The following is a 19,830-nucleotide window of genomic DNA, read 5'->3' as shown; positions in this document are numbered from 1 at the left end:
CGACGATCGCGGGCCGCGGGAGAACCGTGGCTACCAGGGCCGCGACGAGCGTGGCGGCAGCGACCGTCCCCGCAGCTTCGGCGACCGGGACCGCGGCCCCCGCGAGGGTGCCGGACGCCCCGAGCGCTCCTTCCGCGACCGGCCGTCCGCAGGCGGAGACCGGAACGATCGCGGCTACAACCGGGACAGCCGGGACAACCGGGGAAGCGGGGAGCGCGGCTTCCGGGAGGAGCGCCGCCATGAGCGCGGTGCCGACCGTTATCCCGAGCGCACCCGCGAACACGGCGGATCCCGCCCGGCCGACCCGCGCAGCACCCGACCCCGCGAGCGTGCCCCCGAGGTCGACCCCGACGTCACGGGCGAGGAACTGGACAAGGCGACGAAGCGCGAGCTGCGGAACCTCGAAGCGGGTAACGCGGAGCGCGTCGGCCGCCACCTGGTGATGGCCGGCCGCCTGATCGACATCGACCCTGAACTGGCCTTCCAGCATGCCGTCGCCGCGAGCAGCCGCGCAGGGCGCCTCGCCTCGGTGCGCGAAGCAGTCGGCCTGACTGCCTACGCCGCCGAGCACTTCGGTGAGGCGCTGCGCGAGTTCCGGACGCATCGCCGGATCAGCGGCTCGACCGAGTACCTGCCGATCATGGCCGACTGTGAGCGTGGCCTGGGTCGCCCCGACAAGGCACTGGAACTGGCCGCTTCGGAGGAGGCTGCTGAGCTCAGCCCCGCCGGGAAGGTGGACATGGCCATCGTCGTCTCCGGTGCACACATGGACTTGGAGCAGTACGAGGAAGCCGTGGCCGCGCTGGAGATCCCGCAGCTGGACCGCAACCGGGCCTTCTCCTACAGCCCGCAGCTCTTCCGCGCCTACGCAGACGCCCTCGATCTCGTAGACCGCGCCGAGGAGGCCGAAGGCTGGCGCCGCCAGGCCCTCGTCGCAGAGCGGGCACTGGGCGTCGGCGATTTCGCCGAACCGGAGATTTACGACTTCGACGAGGAGGACGAGCAGCCCCGGCGTCCGCGCCACACCGGCGCCTCCGAGGATGCTCCCGGCACCGTCGGAGTAACTGACTCCGCCCGCGCCGCTGACGCCGACACCGTCGAGGATGCAGCCGTCGTCGACGAGACGGGCATGACCGTTACGGACGGCCCGGGCCAGGTCTCTGAGGACGACGCCGACGCTGAGTCCGCGGACACGGCCGCAGAGGGCAACGGGCCGGACGAGCAGGTTTCGGGCCGCGATGCCTGAGTCCTGGCTCCTTCAGGGATACGAGGCGGTCTTCGCCGACCTAGACGGCGTCGTGTACGCAGGGCCGAACGCGATACCCGGGGCCGTCGAGGCCCTGGCCCGCCTGGAACCGGCCGGCGTCGCCCTTGCGTACATCACCAACAACGCCTCGCGCTCCTCGGAGACCGTGGCGGCGCACATCCGCGAGCTCGGCGCCCCGGCCCGGGCGGACCATGTGTTCGGCTCAGCGCAGGCCGGCGCGGAGCTGCTGGCCGGGCAGGTCCCGGCCGGTGCCTCCGTGCTGGTGGTGGGCAGTCCCACGCTGAGGGCGGCGGTCCAGGACCAGGGCCTGCAGCCGGTCGCCTCCGCTGAGGAGGCCCCGCAGGCCGTGATCCAGGGCTTCGACCCGAATCTGGGCTGGAAGGACCTGGCCGAGGCGGCGTTCGCCGTCTCGGCGGGGGCCCTCTGGGTGGCGACGAACACCGACATGTCCATCCCGCAGGCGCGCGGCATCGCCCCCGGCAACGGAACGCTGGTGGCGGCGGTCGCCGCTGCCACGGGCCGCCGTCCGCTGGTGGCGGGCAAGCCGGACGCACCGCTGTTCCACACGGCGGCCCGCCACCTCGGCGTCAGTCGTCCCCTGGTGGTGGGCGACCGTCTCGATACGGACATTCTCGGCGGCACCAATGCCGGCTATGACACCGCGCTGGTGCTCACCGGCGTGGACAGCCCTCGCAGCGCCCTCGCCGCCCGGAGCGCGGAACGCCCCACCTACCTGATTCCGAACCTTGCCGCACTGTTTGAGCCGTATCCGCTGCCTGAACCCACGGACACCGGATATCGCTGCGGCATCGCCGAGGCGCGGGTGGACGGCAGCTCAGTGGTGGTCGACGGCGCCGGGTCATCCGACCTGGACGGCTGGCGTGCCGCCTGCGCCGCCTGGTGGGCGGCGCACCCGGACACGGAGACGGCCACCGAGCCCGAGGTGCTGTTTGTCGGTGACGGAGCATAGTCTGGCCCCGGAGGAACCGATGGAACCAAAAGCACCTGAACAAGAGCCCGACGTCCCGCCGGCCTGGCCGCCTGTCCCGGCGCCGTCGGGCGACGGCGCCGTCGACGCCGTCCTGGCGCACCTCGCGGAACTGACGGCGCTGCCGGTCACCGAACAGGCCGCCGCCTACCAGCAGATGCACGAGGCCCTGACAGTGGCGCTGGACGGGGAAGGGCCGGACGGAGCGGCCGCTGCCGTGGCAGCGGCGCCCGCTGCGGATTCAGTCGCGGCACGTCCCGGTCCTGTCCCCGGTCCTGTCCCCGGCCCTGTCCCCGGTCCTCGTCGGGGGAACACCTGATGGCGCGCCTGGACCAGGAGCTGGTCGCCCGCGGCCTGGCCCGTTCCCGTACCCACGCCGCCTCGCTGATCGCCGCCGGACGCGTCCGGCGTGCCGGTGCGGTGCTCGGCAAGGCCTCCGCGCAGGTAGGCGGGGCGGACCGGCTTGAGGTGCTCGAAGCCGAGGCACCCGATTACGTCAGCCGGGCCGGACACAAGCTCGCCGGGGCGCTGGCGGCCTTCAGCGCCGTGGACCCTGCAGGCGCCCGCTGCCTTGACGCCGGCGCCTCCACCGGCGGTTTCACCGACGTGCTGCTGCGCGCCGGCGCCGGCCGCGTGGTCGCCGTCGACGTCGGACACGGCCAGCTGGTGGAGTCGCTGCGCACGGATCCCCGGGTGGACGTCCACGAAGGCCTGAACGTGCGCTACCTGGAACCGGCAGACATCGGGGGACCGGTGGACCTGACCGTGGCGGATCTGTCCTTCATCTCGCTGACCCTGGTGCTGCCGGCCCTGGCCGGAGCCACCCGGCCCGGCGGCTCGCTGGTGCTGATGGTCAAGCCGCAGTTCGAGGTCGGGCGCGGCGGCCTGGACCGCACCGGCGTGGTCACCGACCCGGCCCGGCACCGCGCCGCCGTCGCCGGCGTCACCCGCGCCGCGCTCACCGCCGGCCTGCGCCTGGCCGGGCTGGCACCCAGCCCGCTGCCCGGCCAGAACGGCAACGTGGAGTTCTTCATGTGGCTCCAGGTGCCGTCCGCGGACGCGCCGGGCCCGGCTTCTGAGCAGCCCGACGACGCCGCGGCCCTGGTCGACGCGGCGTTCGACGGGTTTGCCGCGGCCCCGGCCGCCGTAGAAGACTGGCCCGGGGACGCGCCCGGCAACACAGCGGGCCCCCGCAACGGGAAGAGGAGCGAATGAGCCGACGGATCCTGGTGCTGGCCCATACCGGCCGCCGCGCCGCCATGGCTGCCGCGCAGGAGGCCTGCACGGTGCTGCACGACTCCGGCCTGGTGCCGGTGATGCGCCGCAGCGACCTGGTGGACATCCAGTCCGTCTACGGCCGCCTGACCAACCCCACCGAAATCCTCGACGAAGACGTCACCCTGGACGGCGTCGACCTGGGCATGGTCCTGGGCGGCGACGGCACCATCCTGCGCGCGGCGGAACTGGTGCGCGGCACCAACGTCCCGCTGCTCGGGGTGAACCTCGGCCACGTCGGCTTCCTCGCCGAAAGCGAGCGGGCCGACCTCGCCCAGACCGTGCGCTGGGTGGCGGAACGGGCCTACACCGTCGAGGAACGCATGGCCATCGACATCCAGGTGTGGCTGGACAAGCAGCTCATCGCCCACACCTGGGCCCTCAACGAGGCCGCCGTCGAGAAGGCGGACCGGCAGCGCATGCTCGAGGTCGTCGTCGAGGTCGACGCCCGCCCGATCAGCTCCTTCGGCTGCGACGGCGTGGTGCTGGCCACCCCCACCGGCTCCACCGCCTACGCCTTCTCCGCCGGCGGGCCCGTCGTCTGGCCCGAGGTGGAGGCGCTGCTGATCACCCCGATCAGCGCCCACGCCCTCTTCGCCCGCCCCCTGGTGGTCGCCCCCAGCTCCGTGCTCGCCGTCGAGATCCTCACCCGGACCGACGCGGCCGGGGTGCTCTGGTGCGACGGCCGGCGCGGGGTGGAGCTGCCCCCCGGGGCTCGGGTGGAGGTCACCAGGTCGCCGACGCCGGTGCGCCTGGCCCGCACCCACAGCACCCCGTTCTCCGAACGCCTCGTCCGCAAGTTCCAGCTGCCCACCCAGGGCTGGCGGGGACCCGTCAGCCACACCGGAGGTCTGCACGATTGATTGAGGAAATCCGGATCCGCGACCTGGGCGTCATCACCGACGCCACGCTGAGCCTGGCCCCCGGTTTCACCGTGGTCACCGGTGAAACCGGCGCCGGCAAGACCATGGTCATTACCGCCCTCGGCCTGCTGCTGGGCGCCCGCTCCGACGCCGGTGCGGTGCGCATCGGCGCCAAGTCCGCCCTTGCCGAAGCCGTGGTGCGGCTGCCGCGCAGCAGCGCCGCCGTCGTCCGCGCCGAAGAGGCCGGAGCCGAACTGGAGGAGTACGACGGCGCCGCCGAGCTGATGCTCGCCCGCACCGTCAACGCCGACGGCCGCAGCCGCGCCCACGTGGGCGGGCGCACCGCCCCGGTGGGGGTCCTCGCCGAGGTCGGGGAACACCTGGTCGCCGTGCACGGTCAGTCCGACCAGCTGCGCCTGCGCAGCACCGCCGCCCAGCGGGAGGCCCTGGACAAGTACGCCGGCACCCGGCTCGCCGCCGTGCTCGAGGCGTACCGCCGCGACTTCCGACGCTGGAAGGCGGCGGGGGAGGAGCTCGCGGAGCTGCGCAGCCAGGCCCGCGAACGCCTGCGTGAAGCCGAATACCTGTCCGCCTCCCTGGAGGAGATCGACGCCGTCGACCCCCAGCCCGGCGAAGACGACGCCCTGAAGGCCGAGGCGCTGCGCCTGGGCAACGTGGAGGAGCTGCGCACCGCGTCCGTGGCAGCGCACCAGGCGCTGGTCGGCGGCGACTTCGCCGAGGGCGCCGACGCCACCAGCCTCATCGCGTCCGCCCGCCGGCAGCTGGAAAGCGCCGGCGAAAACGACCCCGCCCTCGCCGCCTCCGCCGAGCGGCTGGCCGAGGTCGGCTACATCCTGGCCGACGTCGCCACCGAGCTGGCCAGCTACGGCTCCTCCCTGGACGCGGAGGGCCCGGAACGGCTGGCCGAGGTGGAGAACCGGCGCGGGGAGCTCGCCGGGCTGGTGCGCAAGTTCGCCCCCGACGTCAACGGCGTCATCGCCTGGCGCGATGAGAGCCGCGCCCGGCTGCTGGAGCTGGGCAACGACGACAGCCGGATCGAGGCGCTGGAAGCGGAGCTTCAGGACCTCTCCGCGGCCCTGACCGAACAGGCGTCGGAGCTGACGAAGCTGCGCCGCGAAGCGGCCGACGACCTGAGCAGCCGGGTCAGCGCGGAACTGGCGGCCCTGGCCATGCCCGACGCCGCGCTGGTCATCGAGCTCACCGAGGCGGCCGACCTTGGCCCGTACGGCGCCGACGACATCTCCTTCCTGCTCGCCCCGCACCCGGGGGCGCCGCCGCGCCCGCTGGGCAAGGGCGCCTCCGGCGGCGAGCTCTCCCGCGTCATGCTGGCCATCGAGGTGGTCCTGGCCGAAGTGGACCCCGTCCCCACCTTCGTCTTTGACGAGGTGGACTCCGGCGTCGGCGGCAAGGCCGCAGTCGAGATCGGCCGGCGGCTGGCGATGCTCGCCCGGCACGTGCAGGTGATCGTGGTCACCCACCTGCCGCAGGTCGCGGCGTACGCCAACCAGCACATCCGCGTGATCAAGAAATCGTCCGCCGCCGAAGACGGCCAGGGTGTGACCGCCAGCGACGTCATCGTGCTCGACCAGGACGCGAAGATCCGCGAACTGGCGCGGATGCTGGCCGGCCAGGAGGACTCGGACTCGGCGCAGGCGCACGCCCGGGAGCTCCTGGATGCGGCCGCCGAGCTTCACTTGTCAGCGAAGTCGGGGAGCAGGAAGGCCAAAAGGTGATAGGCTCGAATTCCGTGGTGCAGCGATCAAATTCCAAGTCCTCTTCTACGGTCAAACACATTTTCGTCACCGGTGGTGTGGCCTCTTCCCTCGGCAAGGGCCTGACGGCATCCAGCCTGGGCCATCTCCTGCGGGCCCGCGGCCTGTCGGTGACCATGCAGAAGCTCGATCCCTATCTCAACGTGGATCCGGGCACAATGAACCCCTTCCAGCACGGCGAGGTCTTCGTGACCGACGACGGCGCGGAAACCGACCTCGACATCGGCCACTACGAGCGCTTCCTCGACGAGAGCCTCGACGGGTCCGCCAACGTGACCACCGGCCAGGTGTATTCCACCGTCATCGCCAAGGAACGCCGCGGCGAATACCTCGGTGACACGGTCCAGGTCATTCCGCACATCACCGACGAGATCAAGCGCCGGATGCGCCTGCCCTCCGAGGCGAAGAAGGCCCCCGACGTCATCATCACCGAGATCGGCGGCACGGTCGGCGACATCGAGTCGCAGCCGTTCCTCGAAGCCGCCCGGCAGGTGCGCCAGGACGTGGGACGGAACAACGTGTTCTTCCTGCACGTGTCCCTGGTGCCCTACATCGGTCCCTCCCAGGAGCTGAAGACCAAGCCGACCCAGCATTCGGTGGCGGCCCTGCGCTCCATCGGCATCCAGCCGGATGCGATCGTCATCCGCTCCGACCGGCCCGTGCCGGACGCCATGCGGGACAAGATCGGCCGCATGTGCGACGTGGACGTGGACGCCGTCATCGGCTGCCCGGACGCGCCGAGCATCTACGACATCCCCAAGACCCTGCACTCGCAGAACCTCGACGCGTACATCGTCCAGGCGCTGGGACTGAAGTTCAAGGACGTCAACTGGACCAAGTGGGACCGGCTGCTCGACGCCGTCCACAACCCCAAGCACCACGTCGAGGTGGCGCTGGTCGGCAAGTACATCGACCTGCCCGACGCCTACCTGTCCGTGACCGAGGCGCTGCGCGCCGGCGGCTTCGCGAACAAGGCCAAGGTCAAGATCCGCTGGGTGCCCTCCGATGACTGCTCGACCCAGGAAGGCGCCGCCAAGGCGCTGGCCGGCGTCGACGCCATCTGCGTGCCCGGCGGCTTCGGCATCCGCGGCCTCGAGGGCAAGCTCGGTGCGCTGCGCTTCGCCCGCGAGAACAAGCTGCCGACCCTGGGCCTGTGCCTGGGCCTGCAGTCGATGGTGATCGAGTACGCCCGCAACGTGGTCGGCCTGGAGGGCGCGTCCTCCACCGAGTTCGAGCCGGACACCCAGTACCCGGTCATCGCCACCATGGCCGAGCAGAAGGAAATCGTCGCCGGCCAGGGCGACATGGGCGGCACCATGCGCCTCGGTCTCTGGGACGCGAAGCTGGAGCCGGAGTCCGTGGTTGCCAAGACCTACGGCAAGACCACGGTCGCCGAGCGTCACCGGCACCGCTACGAGGTGAACAACCAGTACCGGGACAAGATCGCCGAAGCCGGCCTGGTCTTCTCCGGCACCACCACCGACGGCGGGCTCGTCGAATTCGTCGAGCTGCCCGAGGACGTGCACCCGTACTACGTCTCCACCCAGGCGCACCCGGAGCTGAGCTCGCGGCCCACCCGCCCGCACCCGCTCTTCGCCGGCCTGGTCAAGGCTGCCCTGGCGCACCAGAAGGAACGGAAGTAACCAATGGTCGCGGACCGGGGGATCGCCGACGAACAGAGCCCGAGGCGGCTGCTGCACACCGAAACCGTCTATTCCGGGCGCATCTGGAACGTGGTCCAGGACCGCTTCCAGCTGTCCGACGGTGAGGACCCCCTGGTCCGCGACTACATCACGCATCCGGGCGCCGTCGCCATCCTCGCGATGGACGACTACGGCCGGGTGCTGCTGATCAACCAGTACCGGCGTCCGGTGCGCATGAAGCTGTGGGAAATTCCCGCCGGGCTGCTGGACGTGGACGGCGAGGACTTCGTGGCCGCCGCCGCCCGCGAGCTGGCCGAAGAGGCCGACCTGCAGGCCACGTCCTGGCACGTGCTCACCGACCTGTTCCTCTCCCCGGGGTCCTCTCGCGAGGAGCTGCGCATCTACCTGGCGCGCGGGCTTACCCCCGTCCCCGAGGACGAGCGGCACGTGCGCGAACACGAGGAAGCCGAGATCGAAACCGCCTGGGTGGAGCTCGACGACGCCGTGCAGGCGGTGCTCGACGGCCGGCTGCACAGCCCCTCCGCCATCGCCGGAGTGCTCGCCGCCCATGCCGCCCGCGCCAACGACTTCGCCGACCTTCGGCCCGGTGATGCACCGTGGCTGGAGCACCACTCCCGGCACGGTTCCTGGCCCGTCGGCCCGGACCTTTAGCCGTGACTGCGGCACCCGACGCGCGGGACCGTTCCACCGGTGCCGCGGACCCCAACGACACCATCGAGCTGGACCTCAACGCCCAGTTGAACCCCACCATCAGGCTGGACCTTTCCGGTAAAGGTGCTGCGGCCGAGACCGGGACGGCGACGTCCGCAGGCGCCGCTTCGGCTACGGCGACGCCCGGTACGCCGACACCGTCAGCGGTCGAAGCTTCCGGGCCGGCTCCGGCCGGAACCGCCGCGGCCCCGCCCGCCAAGGCTGAGAAGAAGCGGACCTCCGCCCGCGTCAGTGCCGCGGGTGCGGCCGAGGAGCTGCGCAGCACGGCCGTGGGCCGGGAGATCAGCGTCTACCTGCAGCACATGGCCGTGGAGCGCGGCCTGGCCGCCAACACCCTCGAGGCCTACCGCCGCGACCTGCTCCGCTATGCCCGGTTCCTCGCCGCCCACGGCGTGCACGACGTCGGCCGCATCACCCGCCACGACGTGACCGCCTTCGCCCGTGCCCTCTCCGAGGGCACCGACGGCGCCGCCGCGCTGAGTCTGCGCTCCGCCGCCCGGACCATCGTGGCCGTGCGGGGGCTGCACAAATTCTGGGCGCTGGAAGGCACCATGGCCACCGACCCGGCCGCCGACGTGCACCCGCCCATGCCCGGCAAGCGCCTGCCCAAGGCCATCACGGTGGAGGAGGTGACCCGCATCCTCGAGGCGGTGCCGCTGGACACTCCGATCGGGCTGCGCGACCGGGCACTGCTGGAGTTCCTGTACTCCACCGGCGCCCGCATCAGCGAGGCCGTGGGCCTGGACGTCGATGACCTCTCGCTGGAACGCATTCCCGCCCGCGGGCCCGACGTCGTGCGCCTGTTCGGCAAGGGATCCAAGGAGCGGCTGGTGCCGCTCGGCTCCTATGCGGCCCGCGCGCTGGATGACTACCTCGTGCGCGCCCGCCCGGGACTGGCGCTCAAGGGCAAGGGCACGCCCGCCCTGTTCCTGAATGCCCGCGGCGGGCGGCTCAGCCGGCAGAGCGCCTGGACCATCCTCAAGAACGCCGCGGAGAAGGCGCAGATCGGCCGGGACGTGTCCCCGCATACCCTGCGGCATTCCTTCGCGACGCACCTGCTCGAAGGCGGCGCGGATGTCCGCGTGGTGCAGGAGCTGCTGGGCCACGCGTCCGTGACCACCACGCAGGTCTACACCCTCGTCACCGCCGAGACCCTCCGCGAGGTCTACGCGGCCGCGCACCCCCGCGCCCTCTGACACCCGGTTCCGGGGACGCCCGGCAGCTGAGCGTGCTCTTGGCGATCGTCAGTGTCGCCCTGCTCGCGTACGGCGTCAGGCGCCTGCTGCCGACGTCACGCTCCGCCGAATCACCAGGGAAGTCGTGATGAGCATGGCCGAGAGCAGCACGGACGGAACCAGCAGGAGTACGTAAGTCAGGGACACCAGGACCGCGACGGGTGCCACCTCCCAGACGGCCGAAAGCGGCATGGTGCTCAGGCTGTCCGCCACCGCGAAGTTCCGGTTGAGGAAGGGCCCCACAACAAGGAGGACGAAGGCCGCGATACCGAACCATGCGCCAAACCACATCGTGGCCTTCGCCAGTGCTGCAGCAGACATTTCACTCCCGGGTGCCGTCTCGGATCTGGCCTAAATGTTGCCTTTGCGTCGTCTGAGTATGCGCGAAACCGGTCGAAGCGCCAACAAGGGACACGCGACAGGTTCGACGTCGGCCCCGCCGAAAGGCGCTTAAGCCACCTTGAGGCGCGTAGCCGTACGACCCCTGTCTGGTCCCGGGGAGTCAGCGGTAGATTGGTCGGGTGCCAAATGAACCTGCTCCCGTGGTCCTGTGCTTCCTGATGCGAGGCACCGGCGAGAATGCCGAAGTCCTCATGGGCCTGAAACAGACCGGGTTCGGCACCGGCCGGATCGTGACGCTGGGCGGTCATGTGGAGCCCGGCGAGACGCCGGAGCAGGCCGCGGTCCGCGAGGTCGAGGAGGAAGCGGCCGTGACCGTCCGCGAGCAGGACCTCGTCCGCGCCGGCAGCATCGAGTTCGTCTTCCCGTTCCGGCCGGAATGGGACATGTCCACCGTCGTCTTCACCGCCCGCACTTGGGAAGGCGAGCCCACCCCAAGCGAGGAGATCATCCCCGCCTGGTATCCGGTCGACGCCGTCCCGTACGCACAGATGTGGCCGGACTCGGCGCTCTGGATGCCGCGGGTGCTAGCGGGGGAGGACTTCGCCGCCACCGTCACCCTCGACGAGGACAACAGCAGCGTGGCGGAGATCGTCTTCGCCGCGCTCGGTTAAGCAGACACAAAGGCGCCCGCCGCGGATTCCTCCGCAGCGGGTGCCGTCGTCAGCGAGGCGGAACTAGCCCAGGTGCCGCTCCTCCGGGCCCACGTACTCGCTCAGCGGGCGGATCAGGGAGTTGGCCTCCAGCTGCTCCATGATGTGCGCGGTCCAGCCGGTGATCCGGGCGGCCACGAACAGCGGCGTGAACGTGGCGGTGTCGAAGCCCATCAGGTGATAGGCCGGGCCGGCCGGGTAGTCCAGGTTCGGCAGGATGTTCTTGCGCTCGGCCATGGCCAGTTCCAGGGCGGTGTACAGCTCGCCGAGGTCGGGGCGGTCGTAGTGCTTGATCATTGCGTCCAGCGAGGCCTTCATGGTCGGCACCCGGGAATCGCCGTTCTTGTAGACCCGGTGGCCGAAGCCCATGATCTTCTTCTTGGACGACAGCGCGTCGTCCAGCCAGTCGGCGGCGAAAGCCGCGACGTCGCCGTCGCCCGCCGCCGCGGTGATCTCCTCGAAGGTGTGCATGACCGCTTCGTTGGCCCCGCCGTGCAGCGGGCCCTTCAGCGCGCCGATCGCTCCGGTCACCGCCGAGTGCAGATCCGACAGGGTGGAGGTGATGACCCGGCCGGTGAAGGTGGACGCGTTGAACGAGTGCTCCGCGTACAGGATCATCGAGACGTTGAACGCCTCCACCACCTCGGGGGACGCCTCTTCACCGAACGTCATCCAGAGGAAGTTCGAGGAGTAGTCCAGGTCCTCGCGGGGCTCGACCAGGTCCTGGCCGCGGCGCCGCCGCTGGTCGTAGGCGACGACGGCGGGCATCGCCGCGAACAGGCTCAGCGACTTGGCCATGTTGGCCTCCACCGAGGAGTCCTCCGACTGCGGGTGCATCGCGCCGAGCACCGACGCCGCCGTCCGGCACACGTCCATCGGGTGACAGGTGGTCGGCAGGGCGTCGATGACGGCCTTGAGCTCAGGCGTCAGCGCCCGCTGGGCGCGTTCGGCCGCTGCGAAGGTCTCCAGTTCGGCGGGCGTCGGCAGCTCGCCGTTCCAGAGCAGGTAGGCGACCTCCTCGAAGCTGCAGTGCGCGGCCAGCTGCTGCACCGGGTAGCCGCGGTAGAGCAGCGAGTTGGTCTCGGGGTTGACCTTGGAGATGCTGGTGGTGTCCACCAGCACGCCGGCAAGCCCCTTGTGGATCTGTGAATCGGTCATGACAGGACTCCTTTGTCGGACGGACCGGGCCTACCCTTACCGGGCGCCTGGAACCTGGAAGTTGAACACCGAGGTGTCGAACCGGTTGTACGCCTCGTAATCCACCAGATCATACAGACGCGCCCGCGTCAGCATGTTGGGGACGTCGGCTGCCTGGGTGCCGTCGGCGCGGATGGCCTCCAGCGTACGCTCCGCCGCGCCCATCGCCGAGCGCAGCAGGGTGACCGGGTAGATCACCATGTTCACGCCGACGTCGGCCAGTTCCTTGGCGGTGAACAGCTCGGACTTGCCGAACTCGGTCATGTTGGCCAGGATCGGCACGTCCACGGCGTTGCGGATGGCCGCGAACTCCGAGAGGTCCTTCATGGCCTCGGGGAAGATCGCGTCGGCGCCGGCGTCCACCAGGGCACGGGCGCGGTCCTGGGCGGCTTCCAGGCCGTCGACGGCGCGGATGTCGGTGCGCGCCATGATCAGGAAGTTCGGGTCCCGGCGGGCGTCGGCGGCGGCGCGGATGCGCTTGGTGGCCGTGTCCAGGTCCACCACGTTCTTGCCGTCCAGGTGGCCGCAGCGCTTGGGGTTGAACTGGTCCTCGATGTGGCAGCCGGACAGCCCGGCGTTCTCCAGCTCCTGGATGGTGCGGGCCACGTTCATCGGTTCGCCGAAGCCGGTGTCGGCGTCGACGATGGCCGGCAGGTCCGTCATCCGGGCGATCTGCCCGGCCCGGGTGGCGACCTCGGTGAGGGTGGTCAGCCCGATGTCCGGCAGGCCCAGGTCATTGGCCAGCACGGCTCCGGAGATGTAGACGCCGTCGAACCCCTTTTCCTCAATGAGGCGGGCCGAGAGCGGGTTGAACGCGCCCGGGAACTGCTGCAGCCGGCCGGAGGCCAGCCCGTCGCGGAAGGCGCGGCGCTTCTGCTCGGGAGTGATGGAGGAGTACAGCATTTAGAACAGTCCCTTCGGTGCGGCGGCCGGGTCGACGACGCCGGGTGCGGCCATGATGTTGAGCTGGTCCAGTTCCCCGGCGCCCAGCTCGGGCAGCCGCTCGGCGGCGGCGATGAAACGGTCCATCTCCTCCTCGGTCACCAGGCCGGCGGCGAGGGTGCGGAACTTGTTGATGTAGTCGGCGCGGGCGAACGGCCGGGCGCCGAGCGGGTGGGCGTCGGCGACGGCGATCTCGTCGCGGAGCACGCGGCCGTCGGCCAGCTCGATCTCGACGTGGCCGCCGAACGCCTTCTCGCTGATGTCCAGCGAGTGGTAGCGGCGGGTCCACTCCGGGTCCTCGACCGTGGTGACCTTGTGCCACAGCGCCACGGTGTCCGGGCGGGCGGCCCGCTCGGGGGCGTAGGAGTCCACGTGGTGCCACGCGCCGTCCTGCAGGGCGACGGTGAAGATGTACGGGATGGAGTGGTCCAGGGTTTCCCGGGACGCGGTGGGATCGTACTTCTGCGGGTCGTTGGCGCCGGAGCCGATCACGTAGTGGGTGTGGTGCGAGGTGGAGATCTTCACGCTGCGCACGTTCGCCGGATCGGTGGCCTCGGGGTGCTCGCGGTGGATCTTGCGGGCCAGGTCGATCCAGGCCTGGGCCTGGTACTCGGCGGAGTGTTCCTTGGTGTAGGTGTCCAGGATGGCGCGCTTGGCTTCGCCGGCCTCGGGCAGCGGCACTTCGTACGCGGCGTCGGGCCCGTCCAGCATCCACGCAATGACGCCGTCCTCACCCTCGTAGATGGGGGTGGGGGAGGTCTGGCCGCGCATGGCACGGTCCACGGCCTCCACAGCCATCTTGCCGGCGAACGCCGGAGCGTGGGCCTTCCAGGTGGAGATCTCACCCTTGCGGGACTGCCGGGTGGCGGTGGTGGTGTGCAGCGCCTGGCCCACGGCCTGGAAGATGGTTTCGACGTCGAGGCCCAGCAGGGTGCCCAGGCCGGCGGCCGCGGAGGGGCCCAGGTGCGCGACGTGGTCGATCTTGTGCTTGTGCAGGCAGATGGCCTTGACCAGGTTCACCTGGATTTCGTAGCCGGTGGCGATGCCGCGGATCAGGTCCGCGCCGGAGGCGCCGGTGTGCTGGGCGACGGCCAGGATCGGCGGGATGTTGTCGCCCGGGTGCGAGTAATCCGCGGCCAGGAACGTGTCGTGGTAATCCAGCTCGCGCACGGCCACGCCGTTCGCCCAGGCGGCCCACTCGGGGGAGGTCCGATCCTCCACGCCGAACACGGCGGCACCCTTGCCGCCCGACGTCGGGGCGAAGGCGAGGGCCTGGGCGCGGGCCGAAACGATCGGGGCCCGGTTCAGGGACGCGATGGCCACCGAGGCGTTGTCGATGATCCGGTTGATCACCATGTCGGTGACCTCGGCGTCGACGGCCACCTGGTCGGCGGCGACCGTGGCGATCTTGTGGGCGAGCTGTTCCTCGCGGGGCAGCTGCTCGTCGCTGCGGTAGACCCGCACTTTGTGGTTGATCATGCTGTTTCTCCTTGTTGGGTGCCAGCCGTGGCGGCTGCGGTGAAATGTTCCAGGCTCTTGTGCAGGTGGACTGCGGTGGCGGCCGCGGCGACGGCGGGTTTGCCGGCGTCGATGGCCGCCGCGATGACGGCGTGTTCGGCCGCGGTCTGGCGCAGCCGCTCCGGGTTGTCCCGGGCCAGGCGGCGGACCCGGGCCAGGTGCAGGCGGACGTTGCCCAGCGCCTGCGCGAGGTAGGCGTTGCCGGCGGCGGCGTCGATCGCCGCGTCCAGCCGGGCGACCAGCTCGTAGTAGCGCACGTGTCCGGGGTCCGGGTCTTCGGGCAGCTGGCGGCCGGCGTCCTCGAAGGCCGCCCGCAGCTCGGCGAACTCGCTGCCGGTGCGCCGCTCCGCTGCCAGTTCCGCGGCCCGGCATTCAAGGGCTTCGCGGAGTTCGAACAGCGACGCGACGGTGGCGGGGGAGATGGCGGTGACGACGACGCCGCGGCCGCCGTGCGCCGCGGTCAGTCCGTCCGCGGTGAGCCGGCTCAGGGCTTCGCGGAGCGGGGTGCGCGAGACGCCGAGCCGCTCGGCCTGCTCCACCTCGGCCAGGACGGTTCCCGGGGGCAGGGCGCCGGAGATGATGTCCTCGCGCAGGGCGGCGTAGGCGCGGTCACTGGCTCTCACCGGCGCTCCCTTCGCGGCAGGGACACCGGGCGGCCCTGCGGGAGGACGCCGGTGTCAGCGGATACGTTCCGGGTCAGTGTATACACAAAGCCGCTCCTGAACCAGTGTTCCCCGGTTTTTCGGCAGAAATGTATACAGACGACCGACGGGGTCCTTGTCCCACGCCCTGCCACCACCCTAGGCTGGGGCCCAATCAACGGCGATTCGCGGAGGATGCAATGCAGGCGTACCGGCAGGCTTATGAACGAAGCATCAATGACCCGGAGGGGTTCTGGCTGGAGGCGGCCAAACTCGTGGAGTGGGACGCCCCGCCGTCCCGGGCCCTGGATGCGGCCAACGCCCCGTTGTACCGCTGGTTCCCGGACGGGCGGCTGAACACCAGCTTCAACGCCCTGGACCGCCACGTGCAGGCTGGCCGCGGCGACCAGGCCGCCCTGATCTACGACTCCGCGATGCTGGGCACCACCCGCACCTACACCTATGCCGAGCTGCTCGCCGAGGTGGAGACCTTTGCCGGGGCGCTGCGCGGCCTCGGTGTCGGCGCGGGGGACCGCGTGGTGCTGTACCTGCCGATGATTCCCGAGGCCGTGATCGCCATGCTGGCCTGCGCCCGGCTCGGGGCCGTACATTCGGTGGTCTTCGGCGGGTTCGCCGCCCGGGAGCTGGCCGCCCGGATCGACGACGCGCAGCCGGCCGTCGTCGTCACCGCGTCCGGCGGGTTCGAACCCAAACGCACGGTGGAGTACCTGCCCGCCGTTGCCGAGGCGCTGGCGACCGCCGCGCATCCGGTGGGCGACGTCGTCGTCGTGCACCGCGACGGGTTCGCCCACGAACCGGCGGAGTTCGCCGGCACCGGCACCGCCGCCTGGCACGACTGGGCTGGCCTGACCGAAACCGCCGAGCCGGCCGCCCCGGTGCCGTTGGCCGCCACCGATCCGCTGTATATCCTCTACACCTCCGGCACCACCGGCACCCCCAAGGGCGTGGTGCGGGACAACGGTTCACACGCCGTCGCGCTGACCTGGTCGATGGCCAACATTTACGACGTCGCCGCCGGCCAGGTGATGTGGACCGCCTCCGACGTCGGCTGGGTGGTCGGGCACTCGTACATCGTCTACGGGCCGCTGCTGGCCGGAGCGACCACGGTGCTGTACGAGGGCAAGCCGGTAGGCACCCCCGACGCCGGCGCGTTCTGGCGCGTGGCCGCGCAGCACGGCGTCGAGGTGCTGTTCACGGCTCCGACGGCGCTGCGGGCCATTCGGCGGGCCGACCCGGAGGCGGCGCTGGCCGCCGGATACGACCTGTCGAAGCTGCGCACCCTGTTCGCCGCGGGGGAGCGGCTGGATCCGCAGACCTGGGAATGGGCCGGGGAAGCCCTCGGTGTGCCGGTGGTGGACCACTGGTGGCAGACCGAAACCGGCTGGCCGATCTGCGCCAACCCCCGCGGCCTGGACCCGCTGCCGCTGAAGTCCGGCTCGCCCAGCGTTCCCGTGCCCGGGTTCCAGGTTCACGTGCTCGACGGCGCGGGGGACGAGGTGCCCACCGGCACGGAGGGCAACATTGCCCTGAAGCTGCCGCTGCCGCCCGGCACGCTCACCACGCTCTGGGGCAGCGACGAGCGGTACCGGTCCTCGTACCTGAGCGCGTTCGAGGGGTTCTACGCCACCGGGGACTCCGGCTACATGGACGAGGACGGGTACGTGTTCGTGATGGGCCGCACCGACGACATCATCAACGTCGCCGGGCATCGGCTCTCCACCGGTGGGCTGGAACAGGCGGTCGGCGCGCATCCCGCCGTCGCCGAGTGCGCCGTCATCGGGCTGGCGGACGATCTCAAGGGCCAGCGGCCCACCGCCTGGGTGGTGCTGAAGGCCGGGTTTGACGGCGATCCGGCCGCCGTGCCCGCCGAGGTGGTGGAGCTGGTGCGCCGCCGGGTCGGTCCGGTGGCGGACCTGCGCGAGGTGCACGTGGTGGAGGCGCTGCCCAAGACCCGCTCCGGCAAGATCCTGCGCCGGACCATGCGGCAGCTGGCCGACGGCGTCGAGTACACGGTGCCGTCGACCATCGAGGATCCGGCGGTGCTGGAGGCCATCGCCGACGCGCTGCGGGCATCAGGGGTCGGTGGGTCCGGGACAGCCCGTTGAAGCAGGAGCGGGCGCGACGGCGTTGCCGGGCCCCGCGAACCCGTTGTGAGAGCACTGATGTGCTGGGGGCGATGTTTGGCGACGCAACGTTTGTGGCAACGCTGCCCTCGGTTACAGTCCCAGGTCCTTCCGCGAGGTGAGGGCGAGCTGTTCGACGAGGTCGTCAGGGATGGGGTTGTTCACGGGAAAGGTGATGCCTGTCTTGGTGGCCTTGAGCCCGGCGGCGGCGATGGCTTCGGCATGAGCGGTGATGGCGCCTGGGGCGAGATAAAGGCCGCATTGCTTACTGAAGGCGGCGTAACTGGCGACAATCGATCGTCCAATCCGGAACCCCGGCATGTTGTACTCAATAACTTCCTCCGCGTCCGGAAGGCAATGCGCGAGCTGTGCACGCAACGTGGCCAGCAGTGGGCGGAACTGTTCCGGAGCCGCAGCGATGTACGTGTCATGGTCCGAGATCGTCATCCGCCGATCTTCAACAATGAGGACTCGTTTCACAACAGGGATTCGGCGAGTGGCTGCCAGTTCGGTGATGGCCGTGTATCGCTCGGCGGCTCGCACAGCCGGTTAGGCCAGCCGGAAGATCCGGTCCGCCCGGCCGGCCGAGGCCCGGATCAGCTCGGCGTTCCGCTCGTCCGTGCCCAGCGCCCAGGCCCGCGCCGCTTCGGGGGACTTGCCGAACCGCTCGTGCCGGGCGATCAGCCGGGCGCGGCGCTGCTCCTCCTCCGCCGCAATGAACCACACCTCGTCCAGGCTGGCCCGCGCCCGCGGCCACGCGCCGCCGTCGTGCAGAAGGTAATTGCCCTCCGTAATGACCAGCGGCACCTCGGGCGGCACCGGCAGCGCGGAGCCGATGGGCTCCTCCAGATCCCGCCGGAACTCCGGTGCGTAAATGGTTTCCGCTGAGTCGGGCTGCTGCGCCCGGATGCGCTCCAGCAGCGCAGCGTACCCGGCGTCGTCGAACGTGTCGACCGCGCCTTTTCGGTCCCCGCGTCCCAGGGCGTCCAATACCGCGTTGGCCAGGTGGAAGCCGTCCATCGGCACCAGCACGGCGCGCTCCGGACCCAGCGCCTGAACCAGCTGCTCCGCCACGGTGGACTTGCCCGCGCCCGGAGCGCCGGTGATGCCCAGAATCCGCCGCACGCCGTCGGCCGCCAGGGCCTCCGCCCGGGCCGCCAGGTCCGCCAGTGACACGGCCTCCGACGCCGGGACAGCAGTCAGGGACCCGTCCCGGCCGCTGACCGCCTGGTTCGGCGCCATAAGGTCCTTGAAGTACCGGGCCACCGGCCACCGTTCGAAGCCCTGACGCTCGTATATGTGACGGGCTGCCGCATGGCCGGGGTCCCCGCCGGTTTCCACCATCATCATCCGCATCCCGGCCGACCGGATCCGGTTCGCCGCGTGATCGATGAGCGCGCGGCCGATGCCCTGGCGCTGGCGCTCGGGATCAACGGCCAGGACGTAGATCTCGCCCATGCTGTCTTCGGGGTGCAGACGGGTGCAGACCCATCCGACCGGCTGCTGCCCGATGAGTGCGACGTCGCAGCTGCCGGGCTCGTCATCGAGAACCGATGCCAGATCGTCGTGTTGCCGCCTGCGCCACCCCTGAGGATAGAACGCCTGATAGACGAAGGGCGGGACTGTGGTTTCCAGTTGGGGGAAGACGGGCTCCCAGGCGCGCAGGGATAGCTCCAGCACCGCCGCGCGCTGGGCAGCAGAGTAGGGAACTATCCGGATGGCGCTCACGCGAGCTCCTTTCGGTCGTGCAGCTGCTTAGACGGGTGGCCGCCTGGGTGCCAAACGCGGCGCGAACGTTAGCCCTTCCAACGGTATTCGAGCTCCGGCCGGCCTCGGGTGCCGTAGCGCGGCGACCGCTCCGCCGACCGCTGATCCGCCAGATACTCCAGGTACCGTCGGGCGGTGATCCGCGACATCGCCAGCTCCTCGGCCGCCTCGGTGGCGGACACCGCCACGGGGGAGCGCTTGAGCAGATCGGCGACGGCGCTCAGCGTGTCCGCGGACAGGCCCTTGGGCAGGGGGCCGACGTCGGCCGGCCGCAGCGCCGCGAACATCTTGTCCACCGCGGTCTGCGTGGTGGTGGCCGCCTGCTCGGTCAGCCGGCGCCGGTACTCGGCGTAGGCCGTGAGCTTGGTGCTGAAGGCCGAGAACGTGAACGGCTTGATCAGGTAGTGCGTGATGCCGCCGGACAGGGCGCTGCGCACCACCGCCACGTCCCGCACCGCGGTGATCGCAATGACGTCCACCGGCAGTCCGGCGCCCCGGGCCCGGCGCAGCACGTCCAGCCCGTGCAGGTCCGGCAGGTTCATGTCCAGCAGCACCAGGTCGATCCGGCCCGGCCCGTCCGCGGGCTCCTTCTCCGCGGCGCGCAGGGCCTTGATCGCCTCGGCACCGGTGCGGGCGATGCCGGCGACGGCGAACCCGGGCACCCGGCGCACGTACTCGGCGTGCGCCTCGGCCGGGATCTCCTCGTCCTCAACGACCAGCACGCGGATCAGGGACACGGCGCCCGACGCCGAAGCATTCGGTATCGAAGCGTC

18 protein-coding genes and 1 pseudogene are annotated in these 19,830 nt (G+C 70.8%); 11 read left to right on the top strand and 8 right to left on the bottom strand.

From position 1 onward, the window contains the following. The 9 genes and pseudogenes from AC5RUW_RS08050 to xerD form a co-directional block, all read left to right on the top strand. Positions 1-1,246, top strand: a pseudogene (locus AC5RUW_RS08050) (hypothetical protein); the annotation flags it as partial. Continuing rightward, complete coding sequence (locus AC5RUW_RS08045) at positions 1,239-2,237, top strand: HAD-IIA family hydrolase (protein ID WP_494160186.1); 999 nt, start codon at positions 1,239-1,241, stop codon at positions 2,235-2,237. The pseudogene AC5RUW_RS08050 and the gene AC5RUW_RS08045, both read left to right, overlap by 8 nt. A gap of 19 nt (positions 2,238-2,256) precedes the next feature. Continuing rightward, positions 2,257-2,574 carry a hypothetical protein gene (locus AC5RUW_RS08040; RefSeq protein ID WP_494160185.1) on the top strand — a complete coding sequence of 106 codons (318 nt, stop codon included), beginning with the start codon at positions 2,257-2,259 and terminating at the stop codon, positions 2,572-2,574. Continuing rightward, positions 2,574-3,470: a TlyA family RNA methyltransferase gene (locus AC5RUW_RS08035; RefSeq protein ID WP_494160184.1), complete on the top strand. Its 897-nt coding sequence runs from the start codon at positions 2,574-2,576 to the stop codon at positions 3,468-3,470. Before AC5RUW_RS08040 ends, AC5RUW_RS08035 begins: the two co-directional genes overlap by 1 nt. Next, entirely contained in the window at positions 3,467-4,393 is a 927-nt protein-coding gene (locus tag AC5RUW_RS08030) for an NAD kinase (protein ID WP_494160183.1), read from the top strand. The genes AC5RUW_RS08035 and AC5RUW_RS08030 overlap by 4 nt, the downstream gene beginning before the upstream one ends. Next, entirely contained in the window at positions 4,390-6,147 is a 1,758-nt protein-coding gene (recN, locus tag AC5RUW_RS08025) for a DNA repair protein RecN (protein WP_494160182.1), read from the top strand. Before AC5RUW_RS08030 ends, recN begins: the two co-directional genes overlap by 4 nt. Then, on the top strand, positions 6,144-7,829 hold the full coding sequence (gene pyrG, locus AC5RUW_RS08020) for a CTP synthase (RefSeq protein ID WP_494160181.1): 1,686 nt from the start codon (positions 6,144-6,146) through the stop codon (positions 7,827-7,829). The genes recN and pyrG overlap by 4 nt, the downstream gene beginning before the upstream one ends. A gap of 3 nt (positions 7,830-7,832) precedes the next feature. Next, on the top strand, positions 7,833-8,501 hold the full coding sequence (locus tag AC5RUW_RS08015; protein WP_494160180.1) for an NUDIX domain-containing protein: 669 nt from the start codon (positions 7,833-7,835) through the stop codon (positions 8,499-8,501). 314 nt (positions 8,502-8,815) lie between these two features. Then, positions 8,816-9,757, top strand: coding sequence for a site-specific tyrosine recombinase XerD (xerD, locus tag AC5RUW_RS08010; RefSeq protein ID WP_494160220.1), 942 nt, complete (start codon positions 8,816-8,818; stop codon positions 9,755-9,757). Positions 9,758-9,832: 75 nt separating this feature from the next. On the opposite strand, the gene AC5RUW_RS08005 is transcribed toward xerD, so the two are convergent. Next, entirely contained in the window at positions 9,833-10,117 is a 285-nt protein-coding gene (locus tag AC5RUW_RS08005) for a hypothetical protein (RefSeq protein ID WP_494160179.1), read from the bottom strand. Between the two features lie 200 nt (positions 10,118-10,317). On the opposite strand from AC5RUW_RS08005, the gene AC5RUW_RS08000 reads away from it, so the two are divergent. After that, on the top strand, positions 10,318-10,809 hold the full coding sequence (locus tag AC5RUW_RS08000; protein WP_494160178.1) for an 8-oxo-dGTP diphosphatase: 492 nt from the start codon (positions 10,318-10,320) through the stop codon (positions 10,807-10,809). 63 nt (positions 10,810-10,872) lie between these two features. On the opposite strand, the gene AC5RUW_RS07995 is transcribed toward AC5RUW_RS08000, so the two are convergent. The 4 genes from AC5RUW_RS07995 to AC5RUW_RS07980 are packed head-to-tail and all read right to left on the bottom strand — an operon-like array spanning position 10,873 to position 15,128. Continuing rightward, complete coding sequence (locus AC5RUW_RS07995; protein ID WP_494160177.1) at positions 10,873-12,006, bottom strand: bifunctional 2-methylcitrate synthase/citrate synthase; 1,134 nt, start codon at positions 12,004-12,006, stop codon at positions 10,873-10,875. Positions 12,007-12,042: 36 nt separating this feature from the next. Next, complete coding sequence (gene prpB / locus AC5RUW_RS07990; protein WP_494160176.1) at positions 12,043-12,948, bottom strand: methylisocitrate lyase; 906 nt, start codon at positions 12,946-12,948, stop codon at positions 12,043-12,045. Continuing rightward, complete coding sequence (locus AC5RUW_RS07985; protein WP_494160175.1) at positions 12,949-14,466, bottom strand: MmgE/PrpD family protein; 1,518 nt, start codon at positions 14,464-14,466, stop codon at positions 12,949-12,951. Then, positions 14,463-15,128, bottom strand: a complete 666-nt coding sequence (locus AC5RUW_RS07980; RefSeq protein WP_494160174.1) for a GntR family transcriptional regulator — start codon at positions 15,126-15,128, stop codon at positions 14,463-14,465. Before AC5RUW_RS07980 ends, AC5RUW_RS07985 begins: the two co-directional genes overlap by 4 nt. Positions 15,129-15,346: 218 nt before the next feature. On the opposite strand from AC5RUW_RS07980, the gene AC5RUW_RS07975 reads away from it, so the two are divergent. Continuing rightward, entirely contained in the window at positions 15,347-17,272 is a 1,926-nt protein-coding gene (locus AC5RUW_RS07975; protein ID WP_494160173.1) for an acetate--CoA ligase, read from the top strand. Positions 17,273-17,383: 111 nt separating this feature from the next. On the opposite strand, the gene AC5RUW_RS07970 is transcribed toward AC5RUW_RS07975, so the two are convergent. From AC5RUW_RS07970 to AC5RUW_RS07960, 3 genes are all read right to left on the bottom strand, one after another. Continuing rightward, positions 17,384-17,737 (bottom strand): iron chaperone, encoded by a 354-nt coding sequence (locus AC5RUW_RS07970; protein WP_494160172.1) that lies wholly within the window; start codon positions 17,735-17,737, stop codon positions 17,384-17,386. Between the two features lie 102 nt (positions 17,738-17,839). Continuing rightward, on the bottom strand, positions 17,840-19,018 hold the full coding sequence (locus tag AC5RUW_RS07965) for a nucleoside/nucleotide kinase family protein (RefSeq protein WP_494160171.1): 1,179 nt from the start codon (positions 19,016-19,018) through the stop codon (positions 17,840-17,842). A 68-nt stretch (positions 19,019-19,086) separates the two neighbouring features. Further along, positions 19,087-19,794 (bottom strand): response regulator, encoded by a 708-nt coding sequence (locus AC5RUW_RS07960; protein WP_494160219.1) that lies wholly within the window; start codon positions 19,792-19,794, stop codon positions 19,087-19,089. Positions 19,795-19,830 lie beyond the last annotated feature (36 nt).

The organism is Arthrobacter sp. Y3222053, assembly GCF_059092805.1.
This window is presented reverse-complemented; position numbering and strand designations above follow the sequence as displayed.